Below are 22,364 nucleotides of genomic sequence, written 5' to 3' on the forward strand. Positions count from 1 at the left end.
CCACCCCCATCAGCGACTACTTCAATTTATCGGCACCGAAAAGAAGCTCATCGGCACCACGGTCCGCAACACCCAATGCATCCACGCCTGTGCCGCAGCTGGCCGGGCGATTAGCGCCCAGCCAGCGCAAAGGGCCAGAAAGCTTGAACGGCCCGATCCGTATCCCCGCCCACGGCAGCAGATTGACTATACGCATCCACGAGCCGAGTCCTTTCAGCCCATCGTGTCGAAACTCCCACGAGCAATGAAACTGACACCTCAAGCGCCAATTGATCTGAACCGCAATCACCCGCCCTATATTATCCATTCTCTACCACCACTAGCCGCAGATAAGAAGGCAGGGCGAGGTCGCGCCACACCCCTTCGGTAAGCAAATCACTTCGCCTAGCCGAAAGGACGCGCCTCATTTCCATCACAATACTGTCTAGGTGAGGCGAGCCCACAGCCCTCAGCAGGCGATACAAAGCCACAACCTCAACCTCGAAGTCGACAGAGGTCGCGCACCTCAATGCGCCAATAATTGGCCCGGGGGTAAATTCATCATACTCTGACACCAAGGAGCGCACCTCATCATAAAGGCCCGCAAGTCCCCATGCTCGAACACGAAGAATAACCGCCGCAAACCTTTCCAACGGAGAGAGCACACCAAGACCATCGAGGTCAAGACGGAGAAATTCTATCGTCGGAACCTTGGGAGATTGAGCACACACCGCAAGAGCCGGGAGCACCTTGGAAGAACGCCCCGCCTTCCAAATGGAAAGGGCAATTTGAAAAATCGCAGACGATGATCTCTCGTGATAAAAAACCATATTCATGTCAGAGGAGCCAAACGACTCGATCCACTCTCGCCAGAAAGGATCGCCGAGATCAACTAAGTCAACGTCTTCGATTACCAAGTGCCCCAGCGGCGGGTGCCGCTCTACCATCCAACGCACCGCGCGGTTCATCCACGCGGGACGGCCGACGCGCTCATCGGCGCCATGCGCGGCTCGACTACGCTCGCCGAACATTAGCCCATGGATTGGCAGCGCAAGAAACTCATCCCCGTGCCATCTAGGTAAACTATCGATCAAGTCCAGATAGGCCACAGGGTCATTTGCGTCCTCACCGATTTTCAGATCCGAGCCATAAAGTAGATCGGTGCGTTGAGCTAGCTCCTCCACCGAGATACCGGAAGCAAGAACTGCCTCCTTCTCTACCCAATCAGCCAAACCCAACCCCCAGCGCCCTGCTCTAACATCCACTGCAAGGTCATCCCATAGGGCCATTTCAGACGTTCCAGCAATGAGCGGCGCCAAAAGAGGCCAGGGCGCAAAGGACCTAGCAATCGCCCCTACATCACCCACATCAGCCAAGGAGGCGGTCGTCAGTACATCTATCATCGATTCCACGCTCGGCGAATTTACAAATACAACCATGGCCTTGAGGAAATTCCATTCCGGTCCACTTCCCGAGATATCAAGAATCTCCTGCAGGAAAGGAAGATTTTGGCTTACCGAGATTACCTCAATTCTCACCAAGGTACGACCCTCGGACTCTACAGGAATCTCAAATCTCAGAGCCTGCAGTCGGCGATTTCCAATACCATGCAACTGCTCTAGCCAGATCGGCGGATCCGGCGGACTCTGCCAAATGGAAGCGATAGATCGCGGTGGGCCAATATGCGAAAGAGCCAACGGCGAAAGCCTCAACAACGAAGAAATAAGCGCCTGCCTCAACAGGCCGGGCCTCCCCTCAGAAAGGAACAAAATCGATCTTAACTGCTCTATTTCCGCCGCTTCAACAATCGAGTCAAGATCACGCACCCAAGGTAGTTCAAAATTCGCGCCAAAATCTATTAGCTTGGCTGCAGAAAGAGCTGCGACCCTACAAGAGCTTCCTTGGCCATCACCGTACCTCTCACTAATTTCATCCAAGAACACAGATGCCGTTGTATCACTGTAGGTGGACAGCAGCCGCTTCCAGTGATCGAGGTCTTCCATACCAATTGCCCGAAAGGCAAGTCGTGTCAACATCCTAGAGAAGATAGGCTGTCGAGCCGCTGGTCCATCTTCTAGAAGCTCCAGAGCCAAACGTGATCCCGCCAAGGTATTCATGCTCAGCTCATCCGCTACGTCATCATTAAGTTCTGCACAAATCGACGTAACCTTTTCGCGAAGATACTTACGACCGGTAGCCGTGAAACATCTACCAGCCGCAAAAAGAAGTACATTCCGCCAACTCGATATGGGCGCGATGTGACGAAGTCGACTCTCGATTACATCGTCCTTGCCCTCCAAAATTCCTTCCGCAGCCATGAATTCCTGAAGTGATCGAATCTCGAAACCAACCCTGTCGGACTCCAATCCGACCAGAAAGACCAGCCGATGAGCAGCCGCATCTATAATCCTCTGAGCCAGCGAACCGAGAATAGGCTCCTCATGTCCCTCCTTTTTAAGGTAGTTCAACACGATTGAGGAAAACTGCTCAGTCGTTAGCTTTGCGTCCGTGCTGCCAGAACGCTCACATTCGATCTGCAGAACCAAGCCGACCTGGTTGTGAATTGCATCGATATCGCTGCGAAAGTCGCGAAGAACAGTCGCCGCCGGGATTTGCCTTTCAATCTCCCGCTGATAAATGAGATTGTAGTATTCGCTAAAGAGAGCCCACCTTTCCTGAGGAGGTTGACCCATCCGGTCAACCAACAACGTCATGATTGTCACCTGCAATGGGCTCTGCATCAAGCGCGCCGTTGCAGATTCTACAGATGCACGCTTGAGTCGACTGATGACTTTCTCATACCGAGCGGGATCCGAGCCGAAGCGAATCTGTGTTAGCCGCTCTGCATATTCGAGCGCGATTTTCGGTGGCAAAGGAACGAGATAGAGATGACGATACAAGTCCGGCGAGAAGTCATCGTTATAGCCCTGCGGCCTACTCGTCGCGATTATCAGAATATCAATGCCCTCCGCCGTGGCATCAATGCGGAAATCGCGAACGCAATTTAGTACTTCTGCACGGTTGGTAGAGGAGGGAACCTCGTCCAATCCATCCAGAACCAACAAGGAAGGATGGAGCAGCATGAGTTCTCGGACGTCACTAGACTCAAGCGTGGCGGCAACCCTCTTCGAGATATATTTGGAAAGGTAATCAAGCAGGCCATCACAGGTCCCACTCGCAAGCCTCTCAGCAAATTCGCTTAGAACGATTCGAAATGGCAGCCGCTTGGCAACCGGCATTGGAAGTCGACCAGATCGCCACTGCTCCCTGATATCCATCAGGGCAAGGCGCGCCGACTCCTCAATAGCGATCCCCTCAACCTCGGAGAGTAATGCAGTTCGGTAAATTTGACATACAAATTGCCCTAACGTTGTCTTTCCCTGCCCCGGACCTCCTACCAAAACATATCTACCGGCGTCCCGCTTGCCCTCATTCTTGTCAAGGTTGAGTCGCCGCACGCTAGATAACGGCTCATCGCCAGCAGCCACCATAAGTGATGCAAAATTCTCTCCCCTTTCAAGGTAATACAGAAACGATTCATCTACTCCATTCACTTGGACGTGCGAAACCGGCAGATCGACGAAAACCTGCGAGAGAGGAATCTTGTCGTCCGCAGAGTTGCCGGCCTGTTCAAGCTTTGCGTTCCGGTCGGCAGCTAGATCACTCTGCAAGAGTTTCACTAGAACTTTGTGGAAATCCGGACGTCGGCCGCTCAACTGCTCCGCAAGATCGTACAGAACATCACCAGCAGCAATCCACGCGAAGTTTGATCGCCGAACGTCAAGATTATTGTCTAGCAGAATGCGAATTTTGTCGTAATCCCAAACGGCATAACCTTTAAGGGAATGCTTTTGCGCAAATGCTGACAAGATTGTTTCAATTTTATCTCTAGATCCAGAGTCCTGCACCGCCGTGAGCACTACATTAGTTGCAAAGATATAGTATTCGGGAATTCTTCTCGGGTTTTTTCTTTCTTCAAATGCCGCCAACTCTTTCGCTAGTTCCAGTTCCGCCCAGGTCCCGTCTTTTACTCCATCCCGTTGCTTAAACTTCGCCTGAATAATCCCATATCCATCCCACTTATCACCATCCGCGCCGTAATTCGTCCGGCCCGAGAAGGTCGCCTCGCGCCCTCCGTCTGGGCCGTCACCGAAAGGAGTAACATGGTTTCCTACCTCCTTCAGCGATAGCGCTTGAACTAGATGTTCGAAAGTGCGGGTGGACAGGCCACTCAACCGATAATCCACTCAAGGGCTCCTTCCAGCCTTCACCGCCACCGTGATTCGATGGCGAACGCATCAGTCCGCGCAGATTACACGCAGTTGCATCACGATCACTTGCCCCGCCTGTTGAACTGCCGAATCTTTCTCTCCTGGATCAAGGGCGCCGCAAGCGGCGCCGCGTCGCCGGTGGCCTGCTGGCGGCCTGCGGCCGGCATCGGCCACCGGCGACGCACATGCTGGGCGACTTGTCGGAGTTGAACGCTTCTAGCGTCTCGGCATGGTTTCTTCCGACGATGCCCATGTCGCGCCGGAGCTGGACGCGGATGAGAGTGAGGCGCTGGAGCGGTATCAGCGCTCGATCAGCCGACTCACCTTCTGTTTCGATGAGCGGCCCCACGCGCTCTACAACCGCAGCCTCGTAGGGAGGCTCAGTGGCCAGCCTCAGGCGGTCGAGATGCTGATCTGGGGGCCGGTGGTGGGGCAGGAGGTCGCGGTTGCCATCGAGTGCGACCAAGGCCGGCACGCCGTGGGCACCGGTGCGGTTGAGCGGTTCGCGGAGAAGCTGGTGGACATCGCGGCGGACTGCGGCATCCTCTACGCCGTATCTGGATTCACCACGACGGCCCGAGCCCGCGCCGCCAGGATGCGGCACCCGGCGATCATGCCGATCGCGCTCAACCGCCCCGGTCGCAACCGAGAGCCGATGATCCCTGGGCAGCGTCAGCCGGCGCAGGAAGCTGGGTTTCTTCCGCCGCATGACGCGGAGGAGATCACGGAGATGGACTTCATGCTCTACCTCTGGCTGCGGCCCGGCGAGTCGGTCTGAGAAACGCCCGCGGCGCCGGAGCGTGACGATCGCGTGGGTGGCTGGGTTGCGTCGTGGCGTCCGGCGATCGGCTGCCGCGCCGCTGCGCGGCTTGCCACCGGTCTGCTCGGGTCGGCTTTCGCGCGGTGCCGGACGCGGACGGCAAGTGCCCCGGACCGCTTGCGATCCGGGGCAGTGAGGCCGCCGCCGGCGCTGACGCGCCATGCGGCGGCGGCCGAGACGCCGTGCCACTAACTCAGGCCGCAACCGGCCCCGTACGGTCATGATCGGGCAGCACGTCACCCGCTTTCACCAGGCAAAACCGGACGATCATCCCAACGCGGCGAGATCTTCCAAACTGATTACGCGGGTTCGATTCCCGTCGTCCGCTCCACTTCCGGTCAGCCTGTCAGCGGAGAGCGCTGACCAGGGCGTTCCGCATAATTCCTGGGGGCCGAGCCCCCAGACCCCCACGGTGCGGATGCTGACGTTCCGGCATGGTTGATCTTGCGAGCCAGTAGTGGAGCAGAGCCTACTGTCGCCCTACGGCTGAGTGGCTAAAACGCCAGGCAGGTCTCCGAACCGGGCTTGGGCGTCCGAGGTGATGACGGTACGTCCGGTCTCCGATGCGTGAGCGGCGATGATCAAATCGTGTGCGCCGCGTGGCGTTCCACTCCGTCGTACGTGCGCGATGAGGCGGGCATGATGGGCGGCTGTCGCCTCCGTATATTCGAGCACGTCGACGGACGAAACGATCGCCGCCAGCGCCCGCGCCCGATCGGCTGCACGGGCAGCGCTGTCGGCAAGCTCGATGCCGACACGATATTCGGCGATGGTGACCGCGGCGACCGCGAGTTCGTCGTCATCGAAAACGGCACGGTCGATCTTCCCGCGCTCATAGGCGATGAGCACGTTGGTATCGAGGATCAGGCGCCGGCCCACGGGTCCGTCTCATCGTTGCTGACGTAGGTCAGGGCCTCGGCGACGTCATGCTCGAACTCGTCATCGGGCGGTGGGACCTCGGACAGCGCGGCACGAAGGTCGCGGCCGGTTCGCCGGCGGGCCGGGCGGATCTCGGCGATGGGGCGGCTTCCGCGCGTCACGGTAACGGTCTCGCCGTGCTCGATCGCGTCGAGCAGATCAGAGAACCGTCGCGACGCCTCGGTGGCGGAGATAGTTCGCATGGCACCACCATATCTGATTATCAGATTTCAGGAAGAGATTCCTCGTCAGAGCTGGGCGGGCGCCCCACAGGACCGGACTCTGAGGAACGGCCTCGCGCCTCGCGCAACATCGCAGCGACGGCCAACGCGCGTGCCACCAATCCAGGCCACCACTGGTCGCGTTCGGACAGCACGACACCCGTTTTCACCAGGCAGAACCGGACGATCACCCCAGCCCGGCGAGATCCTCCAAAGGGATTACGCGGGTTCGATTCCCGTCGTCCGCTCCACTTGGGGTTGGTGTGTCAGCGGAAGGCGCTGACCAGGGCGTTCCGCATGCTGCCTGGGGGCCGAGCCCCCAGACCCCCACGGTGCGGATTGCTTGCGTTCCGGCGTGGTCGATCTCGGGTGCCATTAACGTGCCGTTGGCGACTAGGGCTGGTTCCTGCTGGCCGTCTTGGGCTGCGTCGAGACTGCCAGGGTGTTACCGGTGTGGCGCAGGTCGTGGAAGTGGGAGTCGGCCGGCATCCTTGGCCGCCTTGAGTGCATCCTCCCACTTGACCGCGCGGCGGAAGTTGCCGGTGCGGAGCAGCGCGCCCTCGTCACCGTCGTCGTCGTGCTCTTTCGGGTGCGCTTCGAGCGTGGCGCGGGCGATTACCGGAAGAGTGACCACGCGGCGGACGGCGGCGGACTTGGGTTGGCCGAAGATGAGTTCGCCTTGAGCGCGGCGCGGCGACCGGTTGAGCGATCAGGCGTCTATGGCGAGTCGCCGCTGGGGGCCAGGCTCGTTCGGGTGCCAGCCAGCAGCGAGGGCGGTCCGCACGGCGTTCTCGACGATGCGGGGTGTGATCGCTCGTCCCGGGATTTCCAGCCAGTTGTCCGGGCGGTGCCAAGGGGTGAAGACCACGAGGGTTCGGCCCGGATCTACGGCCAGTTCGACCGCGAAGGTGAGCACTGCGCCGATAGCTTGGCTGTAGCTGGGCTTGTGGCGCACCTTCCAGCGGAAGGTGGTGTCGTCGATGGTGAGCAGGCGACTGCCCTTCTTCACGATGGCCATGCATGTCCTCCACTGGGCCGGAATCTGGCGGTGAGCTGATTGAGTCTGCACCTCGCCGACCGCCTGGGCGACGCCTTTCCGGCGAGCGGTCCGCGGGGGCAGGTCCCGACGATCGCTGCGGGTGGCTAAGTGCCGTGGTGGATTCCGGCGATCGGCTGCCGCGCCGCTGAGCTGCTTTCCGGTTCCCTTGGGCTCGATTCCCGTCGTCCGCTCCGCTTGGGGTGTCGGCGGAGTGCGCTGACCAGGTCGTTCCGCACGAAACCCGGGGGCCGAGTTCCCAGACCCGCACGGTGTGGATGCTTGCGTTCCGGCGCTGTTGGTCTTGCCTGCCGTTGGCGATCAGGTGGGCGGCGAGATCTTCGGAATCAGCTTGTTATCGCAGGTCGGGGGTCGGTTTGCGCGATTTGCCGTATGGATTTGCTGCGTAGTTCGCGTGGGCCGTGCGGCGTTAATGTCGGCCGGAGTCGCGGATTCGGTTTCTGCCGGTGGTCATGGCGCGCAGGTCGATGGTGGCGGGCCAGGGCCAATCGGCTTGGAATAGGCGGTCGCCCTGGAAGACCGTTTGGTAGCCGGAAGCGTTCAGGCGGTGGGCGGTCAGCGTGACCTGGGCGGCGTCGGGGTCGATGAGCCAGTAGGCCGGGACGCCGGCGTGGGCGTAGAGGTCGGCTTTCTCGCCTCGGTCCCGGTCCTGGGAGTCGGGGGACAGCACCTCGGCCACGAGCAGCAGGTGCCTCGCCGGGATCGTGGTGCGGCCGAAGTGCCGCAGGGGTGCGATCACGACGTCCGCGCGGGGTGCGTTGTGTCGGTCGACCTCCAGCGACATGTTGCACAGCGGCAGGAAGTTCGCCCAGTCGTGCCGTTCCGGCTCCAGGGCGTCGGCGAGCTTTCGGCAGATGATCTGATGCAGTCCGGAGAGCGTCAGCGGGTACAGGTTGCCGTTGATGAGTTCATGGCGCAGGGTCCGGCCCGAGTCGGCCAGGTCACTGACGGTCATCGCTCCTCGCATCGGCATGCGGTCAACATAATCGACTATGCGGTCGCCCGCCGCCCCTCTCCCCCGATCGAGCGAACGGTGCCATGTCGGCGCACGAGCGCGTGCCGTGGTCGCCCGTCCGAAGGCAGTCGCGCGGACGCGGCCTACCGGTCGGGGAGTTCGTACCGGTACCTGGTAGGTGAGAGGTCACCGTCCGCCGGCTTCCACGACTTGGCGCGTAGAGATCGGCTCCAAGGTCTTCGATCGGGCGATCGGTGATTTCCATCCAGAAACGCTCATCGGGCTGGCCAGCCCACCAGAGGTCCAAAGCCACCGCGTCATTCTGCACGCTCACCGGATCCTGGTGCGGCCGGCGATCGGCTGCCCATGCAGCGGTGCGGTCTACCAGCTGGTCGTCTGCCGCACGGAGTGGATCGCATCGCGGCGAGTCGCTCCGGTGTGGGGTGTGACTTTCGTGTACCGGGGGTGCGCTGAAAGGTGCAGTTCGCGGGCGGGTGGGTCCGTATTTTCGCGGACGCGGTGCGGGGGTGGGTGCTGCCACGCTTCTTGCACGTCGGCCGGTCGAGGCCGATCGTTCGAGGGGAGTGGGCATGACGTTCTCGCCGTGGTCCAGGCGGTTTGTCGCATATCTCGTTGACTCGCTCGCTGTGACGCCGTTCTTTCTGGCGGCGGGGCTGATCGACGGGTCGCAGAATCTGGTGCTCTATTACGTGCTGGCGGGGGTCGGGTTCGCGATATGGGCGTACAACCGGTGGTGGCTGACGGGGCGGACGGGGCAGAGTTGGGGGCGCCGGCTCGTCGGTATTCGGCTGGTGGGTGCGGAGACGGAGCAGCCGATCGGGCCGCTGAGGGCGACGGTGCGGGATTTCGCGCACATACTCGACGATCTGATTCTGTACGTGGGCTATCTGATGCCGCTCTGGACGCGCAAGCGTCAGACGCTGGCGGACAAGGTGATGGGTACGGTCGTCATCCGCTGATCGGGTGCGGGAAGGACTGCGGCAGGCCGAGGCGGCGGCGCTGGGCCGGGACGTTGGCGAGGAGGTCGGCCTGCGCGCCGAGCGGGTCCTCCGCCAGGCGGCGGCGCCAGTGGTCGGCCTCCGCGGCCAGGTCGGTCAGCCGCGCGGGGCCGAGCCCGGCCGGGCGGGTGCCCTCGTGGAGTCGCGGCGCCACCATCGCGGTGAGGCCGTCCAGACTGGACAGCGCGTCGTCGAACCGCTCCAGCAGGATTTCGGTCAGCGCCTGCGCGTGCAGCCGGTAGGGGTCGGACGCGCCGGCGCGGCAGTGGTCCACGTAACCGGCCAGGGTGCCGTACGCGGCGAAGTGTGGCAGCGCGCGGGAGCGGATCGCCTCGGCCAGGTGGTGCATGGCCGGCTCGGCGGACGCGGGGGTGCGCAGCGAGGTGCGGGGCAGGCGCAGGTCGAGCGCGTCGTGGACGCGCCAGCCGGGGTGGCCGGCCGGGAGGTAGAGCGGGTGCAGCACGGCCCGGCCCTGGACGATGGCGCGGGCGATCAGGCCGATCGGCTCGGCGACCAGTTCCTCGTCGAAGACGAGCCAGCGGCCGGGCAGCGACGGCAGCGCGTACCGGACGACCGCGTCGCGCCAGATCGGGCCGGGGCGCAGCTTGATCGGGCGGTCGCCGTGCGGGGCGGTCCACGGGATGCGCAGCGCGTCCAGCCAGGGCTGGAACGGGCCGCCGGGGTGGTCCAGCAGGGCGGCCGGGCGGCGGGTGCGCCGCCGGGCGCGTTTCAGATCCGCGGTGGGTACGCCGTAGAGGTCCGCGAGCGCGGTGATCGATTCCGGGCCGTCGAGCATCCGGCCGCGCCACCAGCCGCGGCCGGGCGAGACCGCGGCCGGCACGTCCAGCAGCACCAGCGGGTCGGCGAAGCGGACGCCGAGGCCGGACGGCTGAATCCGCACGTTGTGCACGCGCCTGGCGGCGCCGGAGCGCCCGTCCAGCACGATCTGCTCGGCACCGTCGGTGCCGTAGTCGTAGGCGATGAACGCGCGTACCGCGTGTTCCGATGTGGACAGCAGCGTCACGATGAGCCGGGCGAGTTCGGGGCCGACGTCGCCGGTGGTGAGTTCCAGGCGCCGCCGGTCGTGGTCCAGCGGTACGACCCGGGCGTAGAGCACGCCGGGGCCGTCCGCGCGGAGCACGTCGAGCACGGCGTCCAGGTCCGCGCCCGGCGCGAGGTCAACCCAGGCCGCCCCCAGCAGTGTCGCCATCCCGCCCCGCCCCGTCCTTCCGACCGGACTGCATGGTAGAGCGCGCCCACATCACGGCGCCGATCGCGACGGCGACCACCACGAGGCCGAGCTTCAGCCCGGTCTTGCCGAACAGCAGTGCGCCGGCGGCGCGCAGGGCCTGGCCGAACCAGTGGTTCGGGTCGCCGAGGTCGTGCCAGGACGTCGTGGTGCCGGTGAGCCGCCAGCCGGCCCAGATCAGCGTCGTGGCCAGGACCGCGGTCACCGCCGCGCCCGCGATCAGCTTCCGGTTGCTCCGCACCTCGGCCACCTCGTTCGTCGTCATGCCTCGAATCTACGAACGGATCGGGTGTGATGAATCGCCCGTGAGGCGGGCAGCGGTCTCTATCGGAGGGTAGAGAGGTACCGTGCGGCCATGGCCGGGAACGTGACAGTGATCGTCTGCGGGGCGCCGCTCGCGGTGCGTACCCCCGATCTGCTCAAGGCCCTGCTGGGCGAGGGCTGGACGCCGATCGTGATCGGCACGCCCGCGTCCCGCGCGTGGTTGCCCGAGGCCGGGGTGCGGGACGTGCTGGGTGCGCCGCCGCAGTTCGAGTTCCGGGCGCCGGGCCAGCCGAAGCAGGGCGGCCCGCCGGACGCGGTGGTGGTCTGCCCGGCCACGTTCAACACGCTGAACAAGGCGGCGAGCGGTGCCGCGGACACGTACGCGCTGGCCCGGCTCTGTGAGGCGCTCGGCGAGGGGGTGCCGGTCGTGGCAGTGCCGACCGTGAACGAGAAGCTGTGGGGCCACCCGGTCTGGCGGCGCAACCTGGCGCTGCTGGAGTCGGCCGGCACGGTGCTGCTGGACGTGCACAACGGCCGGCCCGGCCCGCGCCCGGTCGCGCCGGAGCTGGGCGGCGACCCGGGCGGGATCTTCGAGCCGTCGTGGGTGACGGAGGCGCTGCGCCCGTTCAGCCGATCCTGACGTAGTCCGCGGCCAGCTCCAGGAACGTGCGCGTCGCCGCGGTCGGGCGGCGCCGGGTGGCGGTCGCGACCGACAGCGTCCACCACAGCTCCGGGCCGTCGATCGGCAGGCCCTTCAACCCGGGATGGTCGGCGGGTACGGAGAACGCCGGCATGATCGAGACGCCGAGGCCGTGCCGTACGTACTCCGGCGCCGTGCCGATCTCGACCACCTCCAGTGCGACCCGCCGCCGCAGCCCGGCCGCCGCGTAGGCGCGGTCCACCACCACCCGGTTGCCGAACCCGGCCGGCGAGTCGATGAACGGCCGCTCGGCCAGCGCCGCCAGCGTGACCGCGTCGCCGGGCCACGACGCGGGGACGATCGCGACCATCCGTACCCGGGCCAGGGTGGTGATCGACAGGCCCGCGGGCGGCCGGTCGATGTCGGACAGGAACGCCAGGTCGAACTCGCCGTCCAGCAGCGCCTGGGCCAGCCCGGCGGACCCGCTCGGCGCGGCCCGCATGCGCACGGTCACGCCCGGGTGGTCGGCCGTGAACCGCCCGAGCAGTCCGGGCAGGTCCAGGATGGTGACGGAGGTCATGGCGCCCAGGTGCACGGTGCCGCGCAGCCCGCCGCGCACCTGCGCGACCGCGTCCCGGGCGCCCTGTGCCGCGTCCAGCACCGCGCGCGCCTCCGGCAGCAGGGCCGTGCCCGCGTCGGTCAGCGCGATCCGGTGCGGCCCGCGCTCGAACAGCTCGGCGCGCAGCTGCTGCTCCAGCGCGCGGATGGTGGCGGAGACGCCGGACTGGACGACGTGCAGGCGGGCGGCGGCGCGGGTGAAGCTCAGCTCCTCCGCGACGGCCACGAAGTACTCGAGGTGACGTAGGTCCATCACGATTCATGCTAGGCGCCAGCATGAACCATCGTTGGCGGAGATGACCGGGCCGGGGAACGCTGTGGAACGTCACCACCTTCGTGCAGAGGAGCCCTCGATGTCCGCTCAGACCCTGCCCGCGCCCGGCGCCGTGGTGCGCCGCGGTGTCGGTCACGGCACCGGATTCTGGGTCGTCGCGGCCGCGTTCGGCGTCGCCATGGCGTTCACGGTCGTACCCACCCCGCTCTGGCCCCTCTACCAGCGCGAGGCGGGCTACTCGACGCTGATGGTCACGGTCGCGTACGCCGCGTACGCGGTCGGCGTCACCGTCAGCCTGTTCCTCGCCGGCCACCTCTCCGACCGCCTCGGCCGCCGCCGCGTGCTGGTGCCCGCGCTCGGCGTCGAGATCGCCTCCGGCGTGCTGCTGCTCGCCACCACCGCGTTCCCCGCCGTGCTGGTGGGCCGCGCGCTCAGCGGCGTCGCGGTCGGCATGATCACCGCGACCGCCACCGCGCACCTGGCCGAACTGCACGCGGTCGCGCGGCCGTCGCGGGGGCGCGGCCTGGCCGAGTTGGTCGGCACCGCCGCGAACATGGGCGGCTTCGCCGTCGGCTCGCTCACCTCGGGCCTGCTGGCCGAGTGGGCCGGCGCGCCGCTGCGTACCCCCTATGCGGTGTATCTGGTGTTGCTGGCCGCGGTGGCGATCGGCCTGGCACTGGTCCCGGAGACCGTGACGCCGCCCGCGGAGCGGGTCCGCTACCGGCCGCAGCGCGTGGCCGTGCCCGCCGCCGCGCGTGGCCGCTTCGCCACGGTCGCGGCCGGCGCGTTCGCCGCGTTCGCGGTGCTGGGCCTGTTCGCCTCGGTGGCGCCCGGATTCGTCGGCGGCACCATGGGTCACCCGTCGCGCGCGCTGGCCGGGCTGGTCGCGTTCCTGACCTTCGGCAGCGCCGTGACCGCGCAGTTGGTGTTCGCGCGGGTCGCCGCGCGGCGTCAGGTGCTCGGCGGGCTGGTCTCGCTCAGCCTCGGCCTGCTCACCGCGACCGTGGCGGTGTGGTTGCCGCACCTGCCGCTGTTCCTGCTCGGCGGCGTCGCCGCCGGCGCCGGCGCCGGCCTGCTGTTCAAGGGCTCCGTCGGTACGGTGTTCGGCCTCTCCGAGCCGGCCACCCGCGGCGAGGCGCTGGCCGGCCTGTTCCTCGCCGGCTACCTCGGCCTGTCCATCCCGATCCTCGGTTTCGGCCTCGCCACCGCCGCGGTGTCGACGGAGGTGGCGCTGGCCGGCTTCGCGGCCTCGGTGGTCGCGCTGGCCGCGGTGGTCGCGGTCCGGCTGGTGCGCGAGGCGCGGTAGCCCGCGTGGGCGCGGCCTCACCGGGCGTCGAGGCCGCGCCAGCCGTCCGGGTCGACGCCGCCGGGGACCGGGCCGGCCGGCGCGTAGGGCAGGCGGGTGAAGACGAACGTGCCGACGTCGAGGTGGGTGACCGCGCCGCCGGCGTCCCGCTCGACGCGCAGGCGCTCGCCCTCGAAGTAGCCGCTGATCCCGGTCCAGGCGCCGTCCGGGTCCGGGCGCAGCCGGGTGCCGCGCGAGCCGCCGCCACGCAGCGAGGACAGCTCCAGGAAGCCGTCCGCCAGCGGGCGCAGCAGGTACGGGTTCGGCCCCCAGTACCAGGGCCCGGCCAGCGCGAGCAGGTCCGGGTCGGCCGACGGCAGCGGGCGCCACGGATCCGGGATGCGCGGCTCCCGCTCGGCGACGATCCGGATCAGGTCCGCGGTGATCACGTCGACCGGCAGGCCCGCGGTGGTGTTGCCGAGCACGACCGCGCCGACCCGCTCCTCCGCGTCGACCAGGAGCGTGGACACGAACCCGGGCAGCGACCCGGTGTGCCCGGGCAGCACCCGGCCGTCCGGCTGGCGCAGCAGTTGGGTGCCGTAGCCGTACTCCGGGGTGTGCGAGGCGCGCATCTCCTCGATCGAGTCCCGGCTCAGCACCCGGTCGTCGCCGTCGAGCAGGAACGCGCCGAGCGTCGCCAGGTCCGCGGCGGTCGACCAGAGCTGGCCGGCCGGCGCCATCCGGCCCAGATCGCGCGCCGGCTCCGGCAACAGCACGTCGGCCCAGGGGTGCACCGCCCAGCCGCTCGCGTGCGGCGCGACCGGCTGCGAGCCGGTGCGGCGCATGCCGAGCGGCTCCAGGACCTCGCGGTGCAGCACGTCGCTCCAGGAGGCGCCGCGGACCCGCTCGATCAGCGCGCCGAGCAGTGCGTACCCGGGGTTGGAGTAGTGGAAGCGCAGGCCGGGCGGGAACACGTACGGCGTGGGCGGGAGCACGTCCGCGAGCTCGGGCCGCAGCTCGCCCGGCGTCCGCTCCCACCACGGGCCGGGCGGCTCCGCGGCCAGCCCGGCGGTGTGCGCCAGCAGCGCCCCGATCGTGGCCCCGCCCGCGGCGGTGCCCGGCAGGTGCGCGTCGAGCGCGTCGTCGAGGCGCAGCCGTCCCTCGTCCCGCAGCCGCAGCACCAGGATCGCGGTCAGCGTCTTGGTGATCGACCCGATCCGGTACTGCGTGTCGCCGTCCGGGGTCCGGCCGTCGACCGTGCCCCAGCCCTCGGCCCACACCGTGCGGCCGTCCCGCATCACGGCCGCGACCACCGAGGGGGTGCGCCCCTGGGTCTGGCCGACGGCGAGCCGGTGACGGAGGGCGCGGCGGGTTTCCGGCAGCAGATCCGACATGCCCCCCAAACTACGGCCACCGGCTCGGAATTGGCTCTCTGAGCGGATGCGGCGGCCACCGGATGATCGATGGATGCGACCTGAGACCCGTGCGGTGCATCCCCGTCGTCCGGAGCCGACCGGCAGCACCCCGATCACGACGCCGCTCTACCAGACCTCGACCTGGATCTTCGACGATCCGGACGTGCTCGCGGACGCGTTCCACACGCCGACCGGGCCGTTCCTCTACTCGCGGATGACGAACCCGACCGTGCGCGTGCTGGAGACCGCGGTGGCCGACCTGGAGGGCGGCGCGGCGGGCCTGGCCACGTCGTCGGGGATGGGGGCGATCAACCTCGTGCTCCAGGCGTCGCTGCGCGGCGGCGACCACGTGGTGGCGCAGCGGCGGCTGTACGGCGGCGCCGCGGCCACGTTGCGCGACCTGGGCGAGCGGTTCGGCGTCGAGGTCGACTACCTGGACCAGGCGACGCCGGAGGCGCTCCGCGACGCGCTGCGGCCCGGCCGGACCAAGGTCGTCTACCTGGAGACGATCTCCAACCCGACCGGGTACGTGGCGGATCTCCCGGCGCTGACCGCGGCGGCACGGGCGGCGGGCGCGGTGACGGTGGTGGACAACACGTTCGCCACGCCGCTGCTGTGCCGGCCGATCGCGCACGGCGCCGACATCGTGGTGCACTCGCTGACCAAGTACCTGGCCGGGCACCACGACGTGGTCGGCGGCATCGCGGTGTTCGCCGAGACCGCGCGCTACGAGTCGGTCTGGCACCACGGCGTGGAGTTCGGCGTGGCGGCGGACCCGTTCTCGGCGTGGCTGACCGTGCGCTCGCTGCAGACGCTGGCGCTGCGCATGGAGCGGCACTGCGCGAACGCGGCCGTGGTCGCCGCGCGGCTGGCGGCGCACCCGGCGGTCGAGCGGGTGCACTATCCGGGGCTGGCCGCGCACCCGACGCACGAGATCGCGCGGCGCCTGCTCACCGGCGGGTACGGCGGCACGTTCGCGTTCGACCTGGCCGGCGGGCGGAGTGCCGGGACCGCGGTCAGCAAGCGGCTGCGGCTGGTGGAGCTGGCGCCGTCGCTCGGCGGCACCGGCACCACGCTGATGCACCCGGCCAGCACGTCGCACCGCCAGCTCGACGAGGCGCAGCTCGCCGCGGTCGGCATCGGCGAGGGGACGATCCGGATCTCGGTCGGCATCGAGCACGTCGAGGACGTCTGGAGCGACCTGGAGCAGGCGCTGGCCTAGGTGTGCTGGCCGGGAGGAGTCCAGGCGTCCCGTGCGGGACGCCTGGATCACCCGGCGGTCAGGGCAGCGCACGGAGGAACGGCGCGTGCGAGTTCCGGAACTCCCATCCGTAGTAGCGGTCCCAGTTGATGGACCAGGTCATCAGGCCGCGGAAGTTCGGGTTGGTGCCGCTGCGTGGCGTGTACGACCCGCAGGAGACGCCCTTGACCAGGCAGTTCACCGCCTCCTGGATGGCCGCGGGGCCGACGTATCCGTTGCCGGCGCTGACCGAGGACGGCGCGCCGAACGCGACCTGGTCCTCGCGCAGCGCCGGGAACACGTTCGCCGCGTTGCCCGCGACCGGGAAGCCGGCCAGCAGCATGTCGGTCATCGCGATGTGGAAGTCCGCGCCGCCCATGGTGTGGTAGGCGCCGTCGAGGCCCACGATCGGCCCGGAGTTGTAGTCCTGCACGTGCAGCACCGTGAGGTGGTCGCGAAGGGCGTGGATCACCGGGAGGTACGCACCGGAGCGCGGATCCTGGCCGCCCCACGGCCCGGAGCCGTAGTACTGGTGGCCGAGCTGGACGAAGAACGTCTCCGGCGCCATGGTGAGCACGAAGTTCGCGCCGTACCGGGCCTTCAGCGTCCGTACCGCGGAGATCAGGTTGACGATCGCGGGCGTGGTCGGGTTCCGGAAGTCGGTGTCGCCGGTGTTCAGCGACAGCGAGTGGCCCTCGAAGTCGATGTCCAGGCCGTCCAGTCCGTACCGGTCGATGATCGCGGCGACCGAGGTGACGAACGCGTCGCGGGCCGCGGTGGTGGTCAACTGCACCTGGCCGTTCTGGCCGCCGATCGAGATCAGCACCTTCTTGCCCTGCGCGCGCTTGGCCTGGATCGCGGCCTTGAACTCGGCCTCGGTCTCGACGTTCGGGCACTCCGCGACCGGGCACAGGCTGAACCGGATGTCGCCGGAGGTGGCGGTGGTCGGCTCACCGAACGCAAGGTTGATGATGTCCCACTCGGCCGGCACGTCCGCCATCCGCAGGTAGCCCGAGCCGTTGGCGAAGCTGGCGTGCAGGTATCCGATCAGCGCGTGCTTCGGCAGCATGCCCGGGTTCGGCGTGCCGGGCGGCGTGGTCGGCGGCACGCTGGGGGTCGGGCTCGGCGAGGGCGACCCGGTGGGCGATCCGGTGGGCGAGAGCGTGGGTGTGCCCCCGCCGCCGCAGGAGGCGCCGTTCAGCGTGCAGTTCACCGGCGTGCCGGCGCCGTTGGCCAGGAACCCGAAGGACACCGACGCGCCCGGCGCCACCGTCCCGTTCCAGGACCGGTTGGTGAACGTGTGGCGCTGCCCGGACGAGGTCATCAGGGCGTCCCAGTAGCTGCCCATCGTGGTGCCGGCCGGCAGGTCGAACGCGACGGTCCAGGACGTGAGCGCCGCACCGGTGCCGTTGGTGATCGTGTACTTGCCCTCCCACCCGGAACCCCAGTCCGAGGTCTTGGCGAACGTGGCGGTGACCGCCGCGGCCGAGGCGGGGAGCGCGAAGAGGACCGCGGAGGCGACCGCGGCGAGCAGGGGGATCAGGGTCAGAGCGATAGATCGAGACCGTTTCACGGCAGCCTCCTCCATCGGCGGCGGTGCACGTCACCGCGGCCGTTGGAGAATTATTAAGACTCTTAACTGATGATGTCCATGGTGCGGTCCCACATTTAGGACAGCGATAACGTTTCGGAACGCCGAGACCCGTACCCTCCGGTTCTGAGACCCTGATCTTGTGGAAGGGCTGACGGTCGGGGTGCTGGCGCCGTTCGTCGGCGGCGACTACTACGGCGGCCTGATCGCGGGCGTGACCGGGGCCGCCGCCGCGCGCGGCGGACGCGTGCTGGCCGTCCAGACCCTCGCACCCGGCGCCCGGCGCGCCGACTCCGAGGGCATCCCGGACTGGGACGCGCCCGTCGGCTGGGCGCACGCGGACGCGTTCGTCGTGGTGATCGGCGCGGTCGACGAGCAGCACCTGGCCCGGCTGCACGCCACCGGCAAGCCGGTCGTGCTGATCAGCCACCGGTCGGCGACGCTGCCGCTGCACGCGGTCCTGCCGGACAACCGAGCGGGGGTACGGGACGCGGTCACGCACCTGATCGGGCACGGGCACACCCGGATCGCGTTCGCCGGCGCGCTGAACGTGCCGGACATCCGCGAGCGGCTGGCCGGCTACCGGGCCGCGCTCGCCGCACACGGCCTGCCCGAACTGGTGATCGCCGCGGCGGACAACCACGAGCGCGGCGGGCGGCTCGCCGCGGAAACGATGCTGGCGGACGGGCTGCCGTCCACGGCCGTGGTCTGCGGCACCGACCGCAACGCGCTGGGCCTGGCCGAGGCGCTGACCGCGGCCGGGCACCGGCTGCCGGACGCGCAGGCGGTGGTCGGCTTCGACGACATCCCGGCCGCGCTGCACGCCGAACCCGCGCTGGCCAGCGTGGCACAGCCGCTGAACCGGATCGGCGCGGCCGCGGTCGCGGCGCTGTCCGACGGCGCCGGCGTCACGTACGTACCGACCGTCTTCGTGCCGCGCGAGAGCTGCGGCTGCGACCGGCCCGCGCCGCTGCCGCTGGACCCCGCGCTGGCCGCGCGGCTGGCCGACCCGGCGGTCGGAGTCGCGGAGGTCGCGGACGCGCTGCGCGGCCACCTGCTCGCGGAGCTGGACCAGGCGCTGTACGGCCTCGTCCCGGACCGCCGCGCCCGCGCGATCCTGCTGCGGGTGGCGCAGGCCCAGGCGCGGGCGAACTTCGGCGACATCCGCTACCTCCAGGACACGCTCAACGCGCAGTACCAGCTCGGCACGGAGCTGCTGCGCACGGACGAGCAGGACCCGCGCGCGCTCGGCTGGCTGCGCCGGCTGCCGGTCCGGGCCGGCTGCCTCGGCCTCTGGAGCCGGGACGGGCACCGCGCACTGGAGATCTCCGGGGCGTTCCACTGCGAGACCGGGCCGAGCCCGGCCCCGGTCGAGGACTTCCCGCCGGCCGGGCTGTTCGCGGCCGCCCGCCCGGAGGCCGGCGAGATCGTCTTCGTGATCTCGGTGCGCAGCGTGGCACAGGACTGGGGGCTGCTGGCCACGGTCGCGCGCATCCAGGACAAGACGCCGCCCGGCCGCGAGCCGATGAACCAGTCCGGCGCGCTGCTCGCCGTCGCGCTCGATCAGGAGTTCATGCTCCGCTCCCTGCGCGACCAGGAGGAGCGACTGCGGCGGACCGCGCTCTACGACCAGCTGACCGGGCTGCCCAACCGCGGGCTGTTCCTGGACCGGCTGCGCCGCGCGGTGGACCGGGCCCAGCGCGACCCGGCGTACACGTTCGCGGTGCTCTTCCTGGACCTGGACGGCTTCAAGTCGGTCAACGACACGCTCGGCCACGCGGCCGGCGACCAGCTGCTGGTGCAGACGGCCGCGCGCATCTCCGCGCTGCTGCGCGACACGGACACGGCCGCGCGGTTCGGCGGCGACGAGTTCCTGGTGCTGCTCGACGACATCGACGGCCCGCAGGGCGCCGCCGCGGTCGCGGAACGCGCGCACCTGGCGCTGGCCGAACCCTTCGAGCTGCACGAGGGTACGGCCCGGGTGTCGGCCAGCATCGGCAGCGCGCTCTCCACCGACGGCCATCCGAACGCGGAGGCGCTGCTCCGGGTCGCCGACTCCACCATGTACGAGGCGAAGTCCGCCCACCGGGCGTCGGCGCCCCCGGGTGCGACTCGGTTGCCGATTGGTCTCAGCCCGGTGGACGAACGGCCGACGAGGGAGGCATGAGCGAGCTCGCGGGCGAATCATCAGCTCAGCGCCGACCACACGGACACCGCAGCCTGAAGGGGCGGCCCGGCACGAGTGGGCTCGCGAGCGAATCATCAGCTCGGCGCGGCGTGGGGGGCGGTCCGGCATGAGCTCCGGAGCCCTGGACGTGGTGGTCACCGGCGGCGGCACGCCCGCGGAGCTGAAGGCCACGCTGGAGGCGCTGCGGCCCGCGCTCGGCGTGCGCGACGAGGTGGTGTGCGCGGTGCCGCCCGGCCGCGCCGACCTGTCCCGGGTCGTCGCCGCGCTCCCCTGGGTGCGCGAGGTGCCCGGCGGCCGTGCCGAGGCGGTCGCCGCGACCGCGCACGACCTGCTGCTCCTGGTCGACGGCGACATGATGCTGCCCCGCCACTGGCTGGACGCGGTCCGCGAGGCGCTGGACGACGGCACCGTGGTCGCGGCCGGCCCGCGCTGCATCGGCTCGATCGGCCCGCAGCGCGCCGAACTGGACCCGCCCGCGGGCGTACGCGAGCTGCGCGACCTGGCCCGCGACTGGCGCGAGCGGCACCGCGGCCGGCGGTACGACGTGGACCGGCTCGGCCCGGTCTGCGTGGCGCTGCGCCGGTCGGCGCTGCTCGCGGCCGGCGGCCCCACCCCGGACCTGCCGTACGAGCGGCTGCGCGACCTCGGCCGGATCGTGCTGGTGGACGACGCGCTGGTCGCGCACGCCGGCTCGGCCGCGTGCGGGCTGCGGGTCGCCACGGAGTCGCCGCTGCTGCTCTCCGCCAGCATGATCGTCCGCGATGAGGCGCGCGGAATCGGCGCCGCCGTCGACGCGATCACGCCGTTCGTGGACGAGGTGGTCGTCTACGACACCGGTTCGCTGGACGACACGGTCGCGGTGGCGCGCGCGCACGGCGCCCGCGTGATCGAGGGTTTCTGGGACGAGCACTTCGGCGACGCCCGCAACCGCGCGATCGCGCACTGCACCGGCCGCTGGGTGCTCTGGGTCGACGCCGACGAGATCGCGGTCGGCGACCCGGCCGTGCTGCGCCGGCGGCTGTCCGGCCCCGGCCCGGCCGCGTACCGGCTGCGGCAGGTCAACGAGTACGCCAACGGCACCCAGGTGGTGGTCTTCCCGCGCCTGTTCCAGCGCGACGCGGTGCGGCTGGCCGGCCGGCTGCACGAGCAGGTGGTGGACCGGATCACCGGCGGCCCGGCCGGCGGCCCGGAGATCGGCGACGTGGAGCTGCGGCACGCCGGCTACCAGTTCGCCACGTTCGTCACCAAGGACAAGGCCGAACGCAACCGCCGGCTGGCGCTGCGCGCGGTCGAGGACCGGGTGATGGCCGCGGACGCGCTGGTCAACCTGGCCCGCGCCGAGTACTCCGCCGGCAACCTGGAGGCGTCCGTCGACGCGGCCCGCCGCGGCCTGGACGCGGACGGGCGCCGCCCGGTCCGCATCAAGCTGCTGACCACGCTGATCCGCGCGAGCACCGCGCTCTCCCGGGTGGACGACGCGCTGCGCGCCCTGGACGAGCTGCGCACGCTCGCCTCCAAGCAGGTGACCGTCGACCACATGGAGCTGCTGGTCCGATACGCCGAGGGCGACGACGAACGGGTGGTCGCGCTGGCCCGGGCCGTCCCCGAGCTGGCCGAGGACGACGGCGCCGTGCTGGTCGCGCGCAGTCAGCTCGCGTCGTACGAGATCCACAGCCTGATCCGCCTGGGGCGCACCGCCGAGGCCGCGGACCGGCTGCGCTCGGAACTGCGGGCCGGCCGCATCCCGATGCCGGTGGTCGGCATGGCCGACACCATGCGCCAGGCCGGCTCCGACGCCGCCGAGCTCGCCGCGCACGTGCCGCCGTCCGGCCTGCGCGCGATGATCCACGAGATGGGCCAGGCCCCGGTCTCCATCGCCGAACCCCTGGCCGACGGCCTGTGGCACCGCTTCCCCGACGACCGGACCGTACTCGCGTTCGCCGCCTGGCTCGGCCCGCGCATGCCGGTGCTGCGCGCCCTGGAGTGGTCGTCCCGCCTCCGCCGCGCGGGTCACGACGCGCAGTGCCCGCTGCTCGGTGTGGCCCGCAACCCGGACCGTACCGCCCGCGACCGCTCCCTGGCCGCGGCCGTCGCCTTCGAGACCTTCCACGACCCCGGCGCGATGCCCCTGCTCTCCACAGCCCTCGACGAGATCCCACCCGACGAGGAAACCGCCGTCCTGGACGAACTCCGCCTGATCGCCCCCGGCATCGCCGCCGCCGTCGAGCCCGCCACCTGACCCCACCGCGCGCCAGCCCTCGTCGTCGATCTAGGGCGGAATCCAGCGCTTCGATCTCCGTTCACGCGAATCCGCCCTAGATCGACGAAGGCTGGCGGGCCGGAGGCGGGCCGGAACGGGA

At 68.8% G+C, this 22,364-nt stretch carries 18 protein-coding genes; 7 read left to right on the forward strand and 11 right to left on the reverse strand.

Annotation, left to right across the window (positions count from 1 at the left end; genetic code table 11):
* Positions 1-16: 16 nt before the first annotated feature.
* Both J2S41_RS27300 and J2S41_RS27305 read right to left on the reverse strand, forming a co-directional pair.
* On the reverse strand, positions 17-289 hold the full coding sequence (locus J2S41_RS27300) for a hypothetical protein (RefSeq protein ID WP_310371782.1): 273 nt from the start codon (positions 287-289) through the stop codon (positions 17-19).
* A 10-nt stretch (positions 290-299) separates the two neighbouring features.
* The gene (locus tag J2S41_RS27305; RefSeq protein ID WP_310371784.1) at positions 300-4,226 is read right to left on the reverse strand and encodes an NACHT domain-containing protein; all 3,927 of its coding nucleotides are present in this window, start codon (positions 4,224-4,226) and stop codon (positions 300-302) included.
* A gap of 253 nt (positions 4,227-4,479) precedes the next feature.
* Here J2S41_RS27305 and J2S41_RS27310 point away from each other — a divergent pair, with 253 nt between their 5' ends.
* Positions 4,480-5,028, forward strand: a complete 549-nt coding sequence (locus J2S41_RS27310; protein WP_310371785.1) for a restriction endonuclease — start codon at positions 4,480-4,482, stop codon at positions 5,026-5,028.
* Between the two features lie 522 nt (positions 5,029-5,550).
* Here the strand turns inward: J2S41_RS27310 and J2S41_RS27315 are convergent.
* The 4 genes from J2S41_RS27315 to J2S41_RS27330 form a co-directional block, all read right to left on the reverse strand.
* Entirely contained in the window at positions 5,551-5,949 is a 399-nt protein-coding gene (locus tag J2S41_RS27315; protein WP_310371787.1) for a type II toxin-antitoxin system VapC family toxin, read from the reverse strand.
* Complete coding sequence (locus J2S41_RS27320; protein WP_310371789.1) at positions 5,934-6,191, reverse strand: type II toxin-antitoxin system Phd/YefM family antitoxin; 258 nt, start codon at positions 6,189-6,191, stop codon at positions 5,934-5,936. Before J2S41_RS27320 ends, J2S41_RS27315 begins: the two co-directional genes overlap by 16 nt.
* Positions 6,192-6,918: 727 nt before the next feature.
* Complete coding sequence (locus J2S41_RS27325) at positions 6,919-7,227, reverse strand: hypothetical protein (RefSeq protein ID WP_310371790.1); 309 nt, start codon at positions 7,225-7,227, stop codon at positions 6,919-6,921.
* A 448-nt stretch (positions 7,228-7,675) separates the two neighbouring features.
* Positions 7,676-8,239, reverse strand: a complete 564-nt coding sequence (locus tag J2S41_RS27330) for a Uma2 family endonuclease (protein ID WP_310371792.1) — start codon at positions 8,237-8,239, stop codon at positions 7,676-7,678.
* A 572-nt stretch (positions 8,240-8,811) separates the two neighbouring features.
* Here J2S41_RS27330 and J2S41_RS27335 point away from each other — a divergent pair.
* Positions 8,812-9,201 carry an RDD family protein gene (locus J2S41_RS27335; RefSeq protein WP_310371793.1) on the forward strand — a complete coding sequence of 130 codons (390 nt, stop codon included), beginning with the start codon at positions 8,812-8,814 and terminating at the stop codon, positions 9,199-9,201.
* Here J2S41_RS27335 and J2S41_RS27340 read toward each other — a convergent pair.
* Together J2S41_RS27340 and J2S41_RS27345 are read right to left on the reverse strand one after the other, a co-directional pair.
* On the reverse strand, positions 9,191-10,450 hold the full coding sequence (locus J2S41_RS27340) for a hypothetical protein (protein WP_310371794.1): 1,260 nt from the start codon (positions 10,448-10,450) through the stop codon (positions 9,191-9,193). The genes J2S41_RS27335 and J2S41_RS27340 overlap by 11 nt on opposite strands.
* The gene (locus J2S41_RS27345) at positions 10,419-10,754 is read right to left on the reverse strand and encodes a hypothetical protein (RefSeq protein WP_310371795.1); all 336 of its coding nucleotides are present in this window, start codon (positions 10,752-10,754) and stop codon (positions 10,419-10,421) included. The genes J2S41_RS27340 and J2S41_RS27345 overlap by 32 nt, the downstream gene beginning before the upstream one ends.
* Positions 10,755-10,844: 90 nt before the next feature.
* Here J2S41_RS27345 and J2S41_RS27350 point away from each other — a divergent pair, with 90 nt between their 5' ends.
* A complete protein-coding gene (locus J2S41_RS27350) occupies positions 10,845-11,393 on the forward strand; it encodes a flavoprotein (protein ID WP_310371797.1) in 549 nt (182 codons plus the stop codon).
* Here the strand turns inward: J2S41_RS27350 and J2S41_RS27355 are convergent.
* Entirely contained in the window at positions 11,380-12,264 is an 885-nt protein-coding gene (locus J2S41_RS27355; protein WP_310371801.1) for a LysR family transcriptional regulator, read from the reverse strand. The two genes, J2S41_RS27350 and J2S41_RS27355, sit on opposite strands and share 14 nt — an antisense overlap.
* A 100-nt stretch (positions 12,265-12,364) precedes the next feature.
* On the opposite strand from J2S41_RS27355, the gene J2S41_RS27360 reads away from it, so the two are divergent.
* Positions 12,365-13,591 (forward strand): MFS transporter, encoded by a 1,227-nt coding sequence (locus J2S41_RS27360; protein ID WP_310371802.1) that lies wholly within the window; start codon positions 12,365-12,367, stop codon positions 13,589-13,591.
* 17 nt (positions 13,592-13,608) lie between these two features.
* Here J2S41_RS27360 and J2S41_RS27365 read toward each other — a convergent pair whose 3' ends face one another.
* Entirely contained in the window at positions 13,609-14,964 is a 1,356-nt protein-coding gene (locus J2S41_RS27365; protein WP_310371803.1) for a serine hydrolase domain-containing protein, read from the reverse strand.
* A 73-nt stretch (positions 14,965-15,037) separates the two neighbouring features.
* Here J2S41_RS27365 and J2S41_RS27370 point away from each other — a divergent pair, with 73 nt between their 5' ends.
* Positions 15,038-16,207 (forward strand): trans-sulfuration enzyme family protein, encoded by a 1,170-nt coding sequence (locus tag J2S41_RS27370; RefSeq protein WP_310371805.1) that lies wholly within the window; start codon positions 15,038-15,040, stop codon positions 16,205-16,207.
* 58 nt (positions 16,208-16,265) lie between these two features.
* On the opposite strand, the gene J2S41_RS27375 is transcribed toward J2S41_RS27370, so the two are convergent.
* On the reverse strand, positions 16,266-17,798 hold the full coding sequence (locus J2S41_RS27375) for a chitinase (RefSeq protein ID WP_374728169.1): 1,533 nt from the start codon (positions 17,796-17,798) through the stop codon (positions 16,266-16,268).
* A gap of 160 nt (positions 17,799-17,958) precedes the next feature.
* On the opposite strand from J2S41_RS27375, the gene J2S41_RS27380 reads away from it, so the two are divergent.
* Together J2S41_RS27380 and J2S41_RS27385 are read left to right on the forward strand one after the other, a co-directional pair.
* The gene (locus J2S41_RS27380) at positions 17,959-19,983 is read left to right on the forward strand and encodes a diguanylate cyclase domain-containing protein (RefSeq protein WP_310371807.1); all 2,025 of its coding nucleotides are present in this window, start codon (positions 17,959-17,961) and stop codon (positions 19,981-19,983) included.
* Positions 19,984-20,110: 127 nt separating this feature from the next.
* Positions 20,111-22,243 carry a glycosyltransferase gene (locus J2S41_RS27385; protein ID WP_310371809.1) on the forward strand — a complete coding sequence of 711 codons (2,133 nt, stop codon included), beginning with the start codon at positions 20,111-20,113 and terminating at the stop codon, positions 22,241-22,243.
* The last annotated feature ends 121 nt before the right edge of the window (positions 22,244-22,364 follow it).

Origin of the sequence: Catenuloplanes atrovinosus, assembly GCF_031458235.1 — a bacterium.
Lineage (GTDB): Bacteria > Actinomycetota > Actinomycetes > Mycobacteriales > Micromonosporaceae > Catenuloplanes > Catenuloplanes atrovinosus.

What these genes read in the sequence shown, in the direction of transcription:
- J2S41_RS27340 (WP_310371794.1), bottom strand. Translation starts at nt 10,450, where the DNA reads ATGGCGACACTGCTGGGGGCGGCCTGGGTTGACCTCGCGCCGGGCGCG.
- J2S41_RS27385 (WP_310371809.1), top strand. Translation starts at nt 20,111, where the DNA reads ATGAGCTCCGGAGCCCTGGACGTGGTGGTCACCGGCGGCGGCACGCCC.
- J2S41_RS27365 (WP_310371803.1), bottom strand. Translation starts at nt 14,964, where the DNA reads ATGTCGGATCTGCTGCCGGAAACCCGCCGCGCCCTCCGTCACCGGCTC.
- J2S41_RS27360 (WP_310371802.1), top strand. Translation starts at nt 12,365, where the DNA reads ATGTCCGCTCAGACCCTGCCCGCGCCCGGCGCCGTGGTGCGCCGCGGT.
- J2S41_RS27320 (WP_310371789.1), bottom strand. Translation starts at nt 6,191, where the DNA reads ATGCGAACTATCTCCGCCACCGAGGCGTCGCGACGGTTCTCTGATCTG.
- J2S41_RS27325 (WP_310371790.1), bottom strand. Translation starts at nt 7,227, where the DNA reads ATGGCCATCGTGAAGAAGGGCAGTCGCCTGCTCACCATCGACGACACC.
- J2S41_RS27330 (WP_310371792.1), bottom strand. Translation starts at nt 8,239, where the DNA reads ATGCCGATGCGAGGAGCGATGACCGTCAGTGACCTGGCCGACTCGGGC.
- J2S41_RS27310 (WP_310371785.1), top strand. Translation starts at nt 4,480, where the DNA reads ATGGTTTCTTCCGACGATGCCCATGTCGCGCCGGAGCTGGACGCGGAT.
- J2S41_RS27345 (WP_310371795.1), bottom strand. Translation starts at nt 10,754, where the DNA reads ATGACGACGAACGAGGTGGCCGAGGTGCGGAGCAACCGGAAGCTGATC.
- J2S41_RS27370 (WP_310371805.1), top strand. Translation starts at nt 15,038, where the DNA reads ATGCGACCTGAGACCCGTGCGGTGCATCCCCGTCGTCCGGAGCCGACC.
- J2S41_RS27350 (WP_310371797.1), top strand. Translation starts at nt 10,845, where the DNA reads ATGGCCGGGAACGTGACAGTGATCGTCTGCGGGGCGCCGCTCGCGGTG.
- J2S41_RS27335 (WP_310371793.1), top strand. Translation starts at nt 8,812, where the DNA reads ATGACGTTCTCGCCGTGGTCCAGGCGGTTTGTCGCATATCTCGTTGAC.
- J2S41_RS27355 (WP_310371801.1), bottom strand. Translation starts at nt 12,264, where the DNA reads ATGGACCTACGTCACCTCGAGTACTTCGTGGCCGTCGCGGAGGAGCTG.